This is a genomic window from Sinomicrobium halophytocola (assembly GCF_052983395.1).
In genome coordinates, this window is record NZ_JBRKIT010000027.1 from 142,796 (window position 1) to 155,988 (window position 13,193).

9 protein-coding genes are annotated in these 13,193 nt (G+C 43.3%); 6 read left to right on the forward strand and 3 right to left on the reverse strand.

The genetic code is table 11. The features are described 5' to 3' along the window. Positions 1 to 37: 37 nt before the first annotated feature. The gene (locus tag ACVBDY_RS10885) at positions 38 to 784 is read right to left on the reverse strand and encodes an electron transfer flavoprotein subunit beta/FixA family protein (protein ID WP_447175511.1); all 747 of its coding nucleotides are present in this window, start codon (positions 782 to 784) and stop codon (positions 38 to 40) included. A 378-nt stretch (positions 785 to 1,162) separates the two neighbouring features. Between ACVBDY_RS10885 and ACVBDY_RS10890 the strand changes: the two genes are divergently transcribed. The 3 genes from ACVBDY_RS10890 (at position 1,163) to ACVBDY_RS10900 (ending at position 5,465) form a co-directional block, all read left to right on the forward strand. Beyond that, positions 1,163 to 2,140 (forward strand): pyruvate dehydrogenase complex E1 component subunit beta, encoded by a 978-nt coding sequence (locus ACVBDY_RS10890; protein ID WP_447175512.1) that lies wholly within the window; start codon positions 1,163 to 1,165, stop codon positions 2,138 to 2,140. A 158-nt stretch (positions 2,141 to 2,298) separates the two neighbouring features. Further along, complete coding sequence (locus ACVBDY_RS10895; RefSeq protein WP_447175513.1) at positions 2,299 to 4,791, forward strand: DUF5686 and carboxypeptidase-like regulatory domain-containing protein; 2,493 nt, start codon at positions 2,299 to 2,301, stop codon at positions 4,789 to 4,791. Positions 4,792 to 4,934: 143 nt separating this feature from the next. Then, positions 4,935 to 5,465, forward strand: a complete 531-nt coding sequence (locus ACVBDY_RS10900) for an inorganic diphosphatase (protein WP_447175514.1) — start codon at positions 4,935 to 4,937, stop codon at positions 5,463 to 5,465. Between the two features lie 55 nt (positions 5,466 to 5,520). On the opposite strand, the gene ACVBDY_RS10905 is transcribed toward ACVBDY_RS10900, so the two are convergent. Beyond that, complete coding sequence (locus tag ACVBDY_RS10905) at positions 5,521 to 6,690, reverse strand: PepSY-associated TM helix domain-containing protein (protein ID WP_447175515.1); 1,170 nt, start codon at positions 6,688 to 6,690, stop codon at positions 5,521 to 5,523. Further along, positions 6,691 to 9,120, reverse strand: coding sequence for a TonB-dependent siderophore receptor (locus tag ACVBDY_RS10910; RefSeq protein WP_447175516.1), 2,430 nt, complete (start codon positions 9,118 to 9,120; stop codon positions 6,691 to 6,693). Positions 9,121 to 9,397: 277 nt separating this feature from the next. Between ACVBDY_RS10910 and ACVBDY_RS10915 the strand changes: the two genes are divergently transcribed. The 3 genes from ACVBDY_RS10915 (at position 9,398) to ACVBDY_RS10925 (ending at position 13,135) form a co-directional block, all read left to right on the forward strand. Further along, on the forward strand, positions 9,398 to 11,734 hold the full coding sequence (locus ACVBDY_RS10915) for a sodium-translocating pyrophosphatase (protein ID WP_447175517.1): 2,337 nt from the start codon (positions 9,398 to 9,400) through the stop codon (positions 11,732 to 11,734). A 109-nt stretch (positions 11,735 to 11,843) separates the two neighbouring features. After that, a complete protein-coding gene (locus ACVBDY_RS10920) occupies positions 11,844 to 12,242 on the forward strand; it encodes a hypothetical protein (protein ID WP_447173800.1) in 399 nt (132 codons plus the stop codon). A 5-nt stretch (positions 12,243 to 12,247) separates the two neighbouring features. After that, complete coding sequence (locus ACVBDY_RS10925) at positions 12,248 to 13,135, forward strand: IS3 family transposase (RefSeq protein WP_447173799.1); 888 nt, start codon at positions 12,248 to 12,250, stop codon at positions 13,133 to 13,135. Positions 13,136 to 13,193 lie beyond the last annotated feature (58 nt).

The window sequence follows — 13,193 nt, forward strand, 5'->3', positions numbered from 1 at the left end:
ATCTTTTCTGTTTTTGAGTGTTCACGTAAAACACGGATTATATTACTTTAGCTTCGTTGTGAAGTAACCGGATAAGTTCGTTGAGGTTGTCAGGAGAAACCAGTTTTACCTCTCCTTTCGGTGCTGGTTTTTCGAATTTTACAGCGGATGTCTGGCCCTGTCCGTTTTCCGGCTCCAGGACGGTCAGTTTCTTTTGTCTCGCCATCATAATACCACGCATGTTGGGTATGCGCAGGTCACTTTCTTCAACTAGTCCTTTTTGTCCGCCTATGATGAGGGGAAGTGTGCATTTTACGGTTTCTTTACCACCATCTATTTCCCGGATGGCAGTGGCTGCATTACCTTTGACTTCCAGGCTTATGCAAGTATTGATAAAGTTAGCCCCGGTAAGAGAAGCCAGCATGCCGGGAACCATACCGCCATTGTAATCGATAGATTCTCTCCCGGCTATGACCAGGTCGTATCCGCCATCCTGAACCACTTTTGCCAGTTGTCCGGCCACAAAAAAGCCGTCGGTGGGCTGAGCATTGACCCGTATGGCTTCGTCCGCACCTATGGCCAGGGCTTTTCTGAGCGTAGGCTCGGTTTCCGGGCCGCCTACGTTTACTACGGTTACCGTTGCACCTTGTTTCTCTTTGAACCACATGGCCCTGGTAAGGCCGAATTCATCGTTCGGGTTAATGACAAACTGTACGCCATTGGTGTCGAATTTCGTGTCGCCATCCGTGAAGTTGATCTTGGAGGTCGTATCCGGAACGTGACTGATACATACTAATATCTTCATGTTTCTGTTTTTTGGGATTTTAACCGAAGGTAAAGGCAAAAGAGCTTCAGACCTTAGTCTTCGGATTCTGTCTTTATTTTGAAATAAATAATCGTTACGAAGATAGAGATTATTTCCTAAATATGCTATGCGTGCATAATATTTTTTTGAAAGAAGTTTCTGTTTTTTTATTTTGGGGAGAAGAGATTTTAAGGGTGAGGACAAAAATGAGAAAAGTGCGGGAGGTGTGCCATGAGGGTGCTTAGCCGATGCTGCAAAACAAGAAAGCCTGTAAGAGTTATAAAATTTATGAAAATGCAGGGTGTAAAATTTTTATTTATTACTATTTTTGCTTCGCTTACACAGAAGATGCTGTTTTATTCAATATTAATATAGTACATGAGAACAATACAATTTAGACAAGCCATAGCCGAAGCCATGAGCGAAGAAATGCGAAGGGATGAAACTATTTACCTCATGGGTGAGGAAGTGGCCGAATACAACGGTGCATACAAGGCTTCCAAAGGGATGCTTGACGAATTCGGTCCTGACAGGATTTTGGATACACCTATTTCCGAACTCGGTTTTGCCGGAGTGGGAGTGGGTTCTGCCATGGGAGGAAACAGGCCTATTATTGAATTTATGACTTTTAACTTCTCGTTGGTGGGTATAGACCAGATTATCAACAATGCTGCTAAAATGCGCCAGATGAGCGGAGGGCAGTTCGATATCTCCATAGTTTTCCGTGGGCCTACAGCTTCCGCAGGGCAGCTTGCAGCTACCCACTCACAGGCTTTTGAGAGCTGGTTTGCCAATTGCCCGGGACTTAAAGTGGTAGTGCCTTCCAATCCGTACGACGCTAAAGGATTGTTAAAGTCTGCTATTCGTGACAATGATCCGGTTATCTTTATGGAATCGGAGCAAATGTACGGCGACAAAGGAGAGGTGCCGGAAGACGAATATACCTTACCTTTGGGTGTTGCCGATATTAAGAGAGAAGGTACAGATGTGACCATCGTTTCTTTCGGAAAGATTATAAAAGAGGCTTATAAAGCGGCTGATGAACTGGAAAAGGAAGGGATAAGCTGCGAGGTCATTGATCTTCGGACTGTACGTCCGATGGACCAGGAGACCATTCTGAAATCAGTGAAGAAGACAAACCGCCTGGTAATACTGGAAGAAGCCTGGCCTTTTGGTAATGTTTCTACGGAGATTACTTACCTGGTGCAGTCACAGGCTTTTGATTTTCTGGATGCCCCCGTAATCAAAATAAATACCGCCGATACTCCGGCACCATATTCTCCGGTATTACTGGCAGAATGGTTGCCGAACCATGAAGATGTTATCAAAGCAGTTAAGAAGGTTTTATATCAATAAAATAAATATTTTTGCGTTATATAAACTTCACCAATGCTTTGCTGGTGAAGTTTTTTATTTTAAAGGCATCGTCGGCCCGGGCCGGAAATCAGGTTGAAAAAGGGTGTTCCGGGCAAAAAATATATGTCTGTTGTGTGTTTTAGGATTTAACTATATATATGAAGAAACTTTTAGCCGGGATACTTTTACTTTTATCGGTAGTAATACATGCCCAGACCAAGGTAAGCGGTATAGTAATAGATGAATCCGGGGCCCCTGTCCCCTTTGCCAACGTTATTTTTAAAAATTCTTCCGAAGGGACAATTACCAACGATGACGGAAGGTTTTATCTGGAATCCGAAAACAATTTTTCCACCCTCGTAGTTTCTTTCGTAGGATATGCTACAAAAGAGGTAACACTCAACAAAGGGGCAAACTACGATATGAAGGTGGAACTTGAAGAGGGAGAACAGCTCAAGGAGGTCGTGGTATATGTAGGGAAACAGTCCAAAAAAAACAATCCCGCTATAGAGCTTTTGAAGAAAGTCCTGGAAAGGAAACGCAAGAATGGTGTGCGTGGTTTTGACCAGTACAGGTATGATAAGTACGAAAAAGTAGAGTTTGACCTGAATACCATAGATAGTAGTCTGATTAATGGGAAGCTCTTTAAGGGAATGGAGTTTATTTTCGATCAGATGGATACTTCCAGGATCACAGGAAAAACCTATCTTCCTGTTTTTATCAATGAGGCCTTTTATGAAGTCCATGGGGATAATAAGCTTAACAAGAAGAAAGAAAAGCTGATCGGTAATAAAAATTCGGGTTTCAGTTCTAACCAGAATATTATTTCTTTCATTCAGGACTTGTATTCCGAATACGATATCTACAAGAGTTATCTCAAGTTTTTCGACAAGAGCTTTGTAAGCCCCATTTCCAGAGTGGGGATAGATACTTATAATTACGTATTGACCGACAGTACCTATATAGATAACAAATGGTGCTATAACGTTATCTATTACCCGCGCAGGAAGAACGAACTGACATTCAAGGGTGATTTTTGGGTGAGTGATACGACCTATGCCGTAAAAAAGATAAATCTGCAGGTTACTAAAAGTGCCAATATCAACTGGGTAAAGGAGATTTATATAGAGCAGGAGTTTGATGTGCTCAATGATTCCGTTTTCCTTTTAACCCGGGATTATATGATGAGCGATTTCAGCCTGAACAAGAAAGAAGAATCCCGCGGAATTTACGGTAAGCGAACCACGATTTACGATAACTACGTATTTGACGAAGAGAAGCCAAAGTCATTTTATAATGAAGAAGTAGACCGTTTTGATGCCCGGATCTTCGAGAGGGATAGTACCTTCTGGGAACAAAACAGGCTGGAAGCCTTGAATAAAAATGAGTCGGGGATCTATAAAATGCTGGATACTCTGAAAACAGTTCCTAAATTTAAACGTCTATACAGCATCGGAGAAATACTGGCCTCTGGTTATGTGGAGATCGATAAATGGAATATGGATTACGGCCCTATTTTTTCCTCTTTCGGATATAATGATGCAGAAGGGATACGTATACGGGGAGGGGGGCGGACCTATTTCGGTCCCAATGATACGTGGCGGATAGAAGGTTTCGGGGCTTATGGATTTAAGGATAAAAAATTCAAATACGGAATATCTGCAAAATGGTTGCTCAACCGGGAGAATCGGCTTATTATTTCTGCGGGGAACCGGCGTGATGTGGAACAGATAGGGGTGAGCCTTACGCCGAATAACGATGTGCTGGGGAGAAGTTATGCCTCTTCCTCGGTATTTACCGTGGGTTCCAATGATAAACTGACCAATATAAACCTTACGACTGCAGATATGGAAATGGAACCGGCAAAGAACTTCCGGGTGAAGGTCGGGGGATCATTCCGGACCCTGCGTTCTGCTGTTCCGGAGGCTTTTAGCCTGGACTATGTAGACCCGAACTCCCCTACCGGGATAGCTTCACAGGTCAAACAATTGGAACTGACGACTTCGGTAGAGTATACACCCGGACGTAAAACCGTGGGCTATGGAGTAGAACGGAGGGATGTGAACGATGAATATGCCAGGTTGTTTGTCAATTACGCCAAGGGTGTCAGTGGTTTTCTGGAAAGTGATTTTGATTATGAGAAAATACAGTTCTACTTCCGTAAGCCTTGGAGTGTGGGAGGTTTCGGAAGGTTATATACCACTGTAGAAGCCGGAAAGACCTTTGGGGAAGTCCCATTGGGATTATTGAGCGTCGTTCCCGGGAACCAGACTTATTTTTCCATATTTAATACGTTTCCAAACCTCGACTTTTACGAATTCGTTACCGATACTTATGTTTCCATGCACCTTGAACATAACTTCAACGGACGGATTTTTGCAAGACTCCCCCTGTTGCGGAAACTGAACCTGCGTGAAATAATAGGCCTCCGTGGAGTGTGGGGAGAACTTTCGGATGAAAATATTGCGCTCAGCCAGCCGACCAATATGATGCTCAAAGCCCCTTCTGAAAAGGTGTATTGGGAATATTCATTCGGGATAGGTAATATCTTCAAGGTATTCCGGATAGATTTTAACTTTAGGGGAAATTACCTGAATATGCCCGACGCACGAAGGTTTAGCATTACGGGCACCTTCGGATTTTATTTTTAAATATTGGTAGAATTACATAAACAAAATTCAACTTTTCTAAAAAAAATATAAGATATCAGATAAGCCTTACATTAATAAAAATTAAATTGTGTTTTACAGGCATCTTCTGTATTTTTGCATCCTTCTTAACACATTGTATAATTATGAGCGCAGCGAAATTAAAGTCTTTTGACGTTTTAATAGAGATCCCTAAGGGGAGCAGAAATAAATATGAATACGATTTTAAACTGAAGAAAGTTCGTTACGACAGGATGATATTTTCTTCTATGCATTACCCTGCGGATTATGGGTTTATTCCCGAAACCCTGGCATTGGATGGCGACCCGCTGGATGTGCTCGTGCTGGTTACCGAATCTACTTTTCCAGGTTGTGTAATGGAAGTTAAGCCCATTGGCGTTTTTCACATGGCGGATGAAAAGGGACCGGATGAAAAGATCGTTTGTGTGCCGATATCTGACCCGATATGGAATAAACTCAGCAATCTGGGAGATATGAACCCGCATCAGAAAAAGGAAATTGAACATTTTTTTCAGGTATACAAAGATCTGGAACAAAAAAAGGTTGACGTAGGCGGTTGGGGAGATGTAGAAGAAGCTTATGAGATCATAGACGCATGTATAGACCGTTTTGAGTCTCTTCAGAATAAGGAAGCAGGGCTATTCAGTATTGCGTAAACTATTTAGGATAGAACAATAAAAAACAGCGGATGTACTTCGCTGTTTTTTGTTTTTATACTGCATCCTGCTTTTGAAGCAGGCGTTTGTTTTTTCGTTGTTCAGCTTTTCTTTTGGACTTCAGGGCGGTCTTTTTCTTCCTGCCTCTCCATATTATAAAGCCGGTTATCGGTGAAGAAGCGGCGACAAGACATACCAGGAAAGCCAGTATTTTGGTAGGATAGCCATAAATACTGCCTATATGAATGGGGTAGACAAGACGCCGTACTTTATCTCCCGTGGAAAGATCCTTATACAATGTGATCTTCAACCGTTTGCCCGAATACATATCAAAGTATGCCATATCCCGTACATTGGGTATGCCGGCTTCCAGGCTTTCTTTTAAAATAAGAATACTGTTGTCCCCCTTCATATCGCGAATAAGGCGGATATCCCCACGGTAGGGAAAGAGGCTGTCAGTTGCTTGTAACATGGAAGCATAGAAATAATCTCTTCTTTCTGCAGTATCTTTTACGGATACGTTTTTTACGCGGTGTATGGGCTTGGATGCCCCGTCTGCAATGTAATACATCAGATTTTCGTACCAACGATAGGACCAGATGAGGCCTGTAAGTGCAATGAAGAGAAGGAATAGGGAACTGTAAAACCCGAATACGGAATGAATATCCCAGTTAACCCGTTTAAAGGAAGCATTCCATTTGACCTTTAAGCGAGGTTTCAGGTTTTTGAGTTTCACCGGGCACCAAAGTACAATACCGCTAATAAGCAATACGACGAATATCAGGCAGGAAGCACCGGTTATGGCCTTGCCGGTATTTCCCATTAACAGGTACCGGTGTAGTTCGGTAACTATGGTGAAAAATCGTTTTTTATAAAAAGTGTCTTTCAGGATAGCACCGGAATAGGGATCGACGGAGATGACAAGCCGTTGGTTATCATTATCCGTAAGATGTATCAAGACACTTCTCCCGGGATCGTTAAATACGTAAAGGTTTGTAAATTCGGAACCCGGATGCCTGTTCCGTGCCTGTGCTATCAGAACGTCTTCCGGAAATCTTTCGGAAGAAACCTGCGGGACCTTGTAGTAGGACGGATCGAAAAAAGGCCCCAGTTCCTTTTCAAAAACCAGGACACTTCCGCTTAGCGCCACAATAAAAACCACAAGGCCGGAGGCAAGCCCCAGCCATAAGTGTATTGTTTTGATATAGGGTTTCAGTCGTTTCATTTAGAAAGAGTATCCTACGGTTAAAAGCCAGTTTCTGGGTGTTCCCGGGAATAAACGGATATAATCGTATCCTCCGACCCAGTGGGTTTTGTCTGTAAGATTGTTCAGGTTGAGTTGTAAAGTAAATTTATTTACGGTATAATAAAGTGCTGCATTGAGTAAGGTATATCCCGGTATGGTCTGCGCACTGTTTTGCTGCAGTACCCTTTCGGTAACAAAGTTGGTGCCGAAACCTGCCCCCAGTCCTTTAAACTCGCCGTGGTTGATGTTATACCTGGTCCATAAATTTCCCTGGTGTTTTGGTGTATTCGGCTTTTGAATTCCGCTACGGTTACCTTCGGCATCCTTTACGATCTCAGCTTCGATAAAGGAGTAGGAGGCACTGACACTCCAATTAGGGAATATACGTCCGTTAAGATCTATCTCTATACCCCGGGAACGGTCTTTTCCTACTTGTTGCAATGAATCTGTGCCGGGTTGGGCATAAAGGGTGTTTTTCTGTTCGATCTGGTATAAGGCCAGCGTAGCATCCAGTTTACCGTTGAACCAGGATGATTTTGCACCGAATTCTATCATATTGCTTTCCAGCGGATCAAAAGGCCCTCCCAGGTTGGGGTCCATGTTAGAAGCTGTCTGCGGTTCAAATCCCTGAACATAGGTGCTGTAGAGATTGATATTGTCTGTAACCGAATAAGTAACCCCTATTCTCGGGAGAAAAGCGTCCTGGTTCACGCTGTTCTCATCGGGTGTGCCGTAATTTAGTTTATCTGTGTAGTAATCGTAGCGGAGGCCAACCAGTACTTTCAGCTTTTCCCAGCTGATCTGATCCTGTAGGTATACACCATGAGAGTTATATAGCTCCGGGCCGTACGACCGTACCGTGTAGACATAATTGTTCATGTCTTTTAACTGTTGAGAAGCCACGGGATTTGTCAGGTCAAAATGTGCAACGTTGGGTATGGGGTTGCTATTGGAATCAAAGCGGAAGTCTCCGGGAGTTTCCGGGTCGTAATTCTTGGCTCCTCCGTCAGTTGTCAGGTAACCGTTCGCCTGTAATTGCGATCCGCCACTGGGTATTTCCTGCTGAGCGTAATCATATCCTACAATGAGGTTATGACTCAGGGGCCCTGTTTGTGTTTTGTAGTTGAAGAAAGTAGAAAGATTGTCTATAAATCTCTTGCGCTTGCGCTGGAATACCTGCATTGCTATCTGGTCCGGGATAGGCTGGCCGAGACTGTCTACGGCATATTGATTGGCCCCTCTGTGTTCCAGAAGATCTTCGTTATATCCGGTGCGTATGTATGATGCCGAGAAGGACAGGTTGTCGGTAAACTGATGGTTAAGCGCTATGGTAATAATATAGGTTTCTTCATTGAGGAAGTCGTTAGTAGCACTCAGGGACTGTGATATGGGTGTAGAATACAGGTCATCCTTAAAAGTGGATTGTCCCCGGTCCAGTCGGCTTTTCGAACTGTTGTAGATAAGGTCGAAATTCACTCTTGTTTTGTCAGTAGGCAGAAAGGAAATGGAGGGTGCTATAACGAGATTTTTATCAAATTGCAGATCGCGGAAGCTGTTGGCATCTTCATATCCTATATTAAGACGGTACAGTAGTGATTTGTCTTTGGTCAGGGGCCCTGTAAAATCTCCCAAAGCCCTGAGGGTATTAAAACTTCCTGTGGAAAAACTCACGGAATTCCTCACCTCGTCCAGTGGTTTTTTGGTGACCCGGTTAATAACTCCACCCGGAGAAGCATTTCCGAACAGGGCGGAGGAAGGCCCTTTTAATACTTCTACACGTTCCAGGTAATTGGCTAAAGGTTGTTTCCAGAAGCCGGTAGAAGTTCGCATACCATTAAGCAATTGCGTGTTACTGCCACCGTTAATGCGGTATCCCCTTATAATAATATCGTCGTAGAAAGTATTCTGGTTCACACCACTGAAGTTTTTAACAATATCACCGACACGCATTACGCCCTGGTCGGCAATAAGTTCTTTGGTAGCGTAAGAAACCGCCTGGGGAAGGTCTTTAAGTGCGATCTCTGTTTTGGCACCTACAAACGATGTAGTGTTTTTGTAGCTCTTTTCTTTACGCCCTATTACTTCGACAGTCTGTAAAGCAGTTACGCTTTCCTGTAACTGAAAGTTGAGGTCCAAGATCTGTCCTTCCACCAGGGTAATGTTTTGTTCCTGCGAGGTAAAACCAATTTCCGATACTGTTAGGGTATAATTTCCGGGAGGAATGTTCTTTAATTGGAAATAACCGTTCTCATCGGCAGAAGTGCCCCGGCTTAATTCGTTTATGAATACATTGGAGAAAGCTGCGGGTTCATCCGCCCCGTTGGTTACTTTCCCGGTAACAGTAGCCCGCTGCTGCGCGTGCATGATACAGCTGGCAAGTAGCAGGAAATAAGTGATACAAAATTTCATATTGTGGAGGTCTTCGTTTAACGGGGACCAAATTAATATATTATTTATATTTAGTATAAATAAAATGAAATGTTTTTTTACCTTTATTTTCGGGGCCTGGAGAACGGGTGAGGTGTTTTATTATCGAAGTAATAAAAATGATAATTCTGCTGCCGTTTTATCTTTTTATTTTTAAACGGAAGTGTTGTGCATTCATAATTCTTTAATATCGGACTTACAGATAACCATTCATTTTTATTACATTTATGGTGATTTATTTATAAAAACCTTGAAAAATATGGAGTCCAATACTATTTTTTTGCCGATTATTATGGCAATCCTGGGGCTTGTCTACATGCTTGTAAAAGCAATGTGGGTCAAAAAACAGGATGCAGGAAATGAAAAGATGCAATCCATTTCCAAATACATCAAAGAAGGCGCACTGGCATTTTTGCATGCCGAGTATCGCCTTCTTTTTATTTTTGTCATCATTGCGGCTATTGCTCTCGGAGTTATAGCCTTTTTTGTGCCCACTACACACTGGCTTATTATTGTGGCCTTTGTTTTTGGAGCTTTTTTCTCCGCTCTGGCGGGAAACATCGGCATGCGCATTGCCACCGAGAGTAATGTGAGGACTACGCAGGCTGCGAGGACCAGTTTACCACAAGCGCTTAAAGTCTCTTTTTCGGGAGGTACCGTAATGGGCCTTGGTGTGGCCGGATTGGCAGTTTTAGGGCTCAGTCTTTTCTTCCTTGTATTTACCAAAATGTTCATTGTTGGTGAAGCGAGTTTTTATGAAGAGATGACCATCGTTTTGGAAGCCCTGGCCGGGTTTTCACTGGGGGCGGAATCCATAGCCCTGTTTGCACGTGTGGGCGGAGGTATCTATACCAAGGCGGCAGATGTAGGGGCGGACCTGGTAGGAAAGGTAGAAGCGGGTATTCCGGAAGATGACCCGAGAAACCCGGCAACCATAGCAGACAATGTGGGCGATAATGTTGGAGATGTGGCCGGTATGGGTGCGGATCTTTTCGGATCGTATGTAGCTACCGTTCTCGCCTCTATGGTTCTTGGAAATTACATTATCCGGGAGATGGCGGAGGTCAATGGTGGTTTTACCGATGCATTCGGAGGGATGGGGCCTATCTTACTTCCCATAGTGATTGCCGGAGTAGGTATCATCGCATCGATTATAGGCACTTTGGTAGTGCGGATAAGTAGTAATGAAGCCAAAGAAGCACAAGTGCAAAAGGCTTTGAATACGGGGAACTGGCTCGCCATTATTCTTACCGTTGTAGCCTGTTACTTTTTGATCCAATGGATGCTTCCGGCGACCATTCACATGAAATTTTTCGGGGAAGGATTTAAGGAAATCCCCAACAATAATGTCTTTTTTGCTACTATTATAGGGCTGGCGGTAGGCGGTCTCATATCGTTTTTTACGGAATACTATACCGGTTTGGGTAAAAAACCGGTGCTGAATATCGTGCGAAACTCATCAACGGGTGCTGCAACCAATATTATAGCGGGACTGGCTACGGGAATGAAATCTACCTTTTCATCTGTGCTTTTATTTGCAGCAGCCATCTGGGGTTCCTATGCTCTGGCCGGGTTTTACGGAGTGGCCATTGCGGCATCGGCGATGATGGCTACTACAGCCATGCAGTTGGCTATTGATGCTTTTGGACCTATAGCAGATAATGCCGGAGGGGTGGCGGAAATGAGTGAACTTCCGGAAGAGGTCAGGAAACGTACGGATATACTGGACTCTGTGGGCAACACCACTGCCGCGGTGGGTAAAGGATTTGCCATTGCTTCTGCTGCCCTTACCGCCCTGGCACTTTTTGCAGCATATGTAACCTTTACAGGTATTGATGGAATAAATATCTTTAAGGCGGATGTTCTTGCCGCATTGTTTATCGGTGGTATGGTGCCCGTTATCTTTTCTGCTCTTGCCATTCAGAGTGTGGGGAAGGCAGCTATGGAAATGGTGAAGGAAGTACGGCGTCAGTTCCGAGAAATCCCTGGAATCATGGAAGGGACGGGGCAACCGGACTACGGCAGGTGTGTGGATATATCAACCCAGGCCGCGCTGCGCGAAATGATATTGCCCGGTGCCATAGCCATTCTTTCACCCGTACTCATAGGTTTCGTGATGGGAGCTGAAGCGCTGGGAAGTTATATGGCCGGTGTGGCGGTGTCCGGTGTGGTATGGGCCATTTTTCAGAACAATGCAGGAGGTGCCTGGGACAACGCTAAAAAATCTTTTGAGGCTGGGGTAGAAATAGATGGTAAAATGACCTATAAAGGTTCGGACGCTCATAAAGCTGCGGTTACCGGAGATACGGTCGGAGACCCTTTTAAGGACACTTCCGGGCCGTCTATGAATATTCTTATTAAATTAACCTGCCTGGTAGGACTGGTTATTGCTCCAATATTAGGAGGACATACGGCCGATACGGTTTCTTTACGGGAGGATATCCGAAAGGAAGTGGATGTAAGGATGTCTGCCGGAGAGAATGAAAATACCCGGGCGGCAATTATAATGCCCGAAACGGTGAAAGGGAAAACGGTAAAAGAAGAAGTCCCGGCAAAAGGCACTCCGGAAGAGACTGAAAAAATCTTAGGGAGATAAGAAAAAAGTAAAAATACAGCAATAAAAAATAAACCTGCCCAAAGGCAGGTTTATTTTTTATAATACTATGTCTCGTCCTGAAATAGCGTTACACTAAAATGAAAGTGTAATGAAAAAAGAACCACAGACGACTTATGTAAAGCGCACACAGAAAGACTATACGATGTCTTTTAAACTTCGAGTAGTGGGCGAAATAGAGCGCGGAGAGCTTACCCGATCACAAGCGTTAAGCAAATATGGGATTCAGGCTAAATCGACTATAGTGGATTGGTTGAAAAAATATGGTAATTTTGATTGGGATAATCAAAGTTATAACCCCATGCCCAAGAGTCCAGAACAACGAATCATCGAGTTAGAGCAAAAAATAAAGCTCTTAGAAAAACAGAAAGCCCGTGCAGAGCATATCGCCGAACGAGCAGACAAAAAGGCTATTTTGTTCGATATGATGATAGAGCTTGCTGAAAAAGAATATAACATTCCTATCAGAAAAAACTCCAAACCCAAGTAATCGATATGTTTAGGGCATATTATGATGAAAGTATCTCATCGACCTGTGAGTTACTTGGGGTCAGCAGGCAGGTGTATTACAGAGCAATTACATCCAGAAAAAAACGGCAAGCCACGGCCGAAAAAGTCCTCGAACTGGTCAAAGAGGTCCGTATGGAACTTCCTAAGGTTGGAACAAGGAAGCTGTACCATATCTTACAAGACCCCTTACAAGATCTGTCCGTAGGGAGGGATCGTTTATTTGCTATACTTAAGGCTAATCATTTGTTGATAAAGCACAAGCGAAGTTACCATATAACCACCAACTCGCACCATCGCTTCAAAAAGCATAAAAACCTGATCGAAGATAAGGTTATTGATAGACCAGAACAACTATGGGTAGCGGATATTACCTATATAGGAACCAGGCAAAACCCCATGTATTTATCGCTTATCACAGATGCATATTCCAAAAAGATTGTTGGATACTCCCTATCCAATACCTTGGAAACAGATAGCTCTGTTAAAGCATTAAAATTTGCTATTAAAAACAGAAGTTACCCTAAAAAGCGATTAATACATCATTCCGACAGAGGTTTTCAATATTGCAGTAAAGAGTACCAGAAAATATTGGCGAAAAACCACATAAAATGCAGTATGACTGAATCCTATGACCCTTATCAAAATGCTGTTGCCGAACGTATCAATGGTATTTTAAAGCAGGAGTTCTTGATCGATATCCAAAAGTTAGATATCAATACCGTGAAACAAATCGTGAAACAAAGTATCGCTATTTACAACGCAAAAAGACCACATCTGTCATGTGCTATGAACACGCCAGAAGACATGCACAAACAAAATGAAGTAAAAATAAAATCGTACAAAAAGAAAATATCCCATCAAACGATCGTTTGATGGGATATTTAGTATTTTTAATCCTGTTAATCCTGTAACGCTTTTTTAGGACGCTACA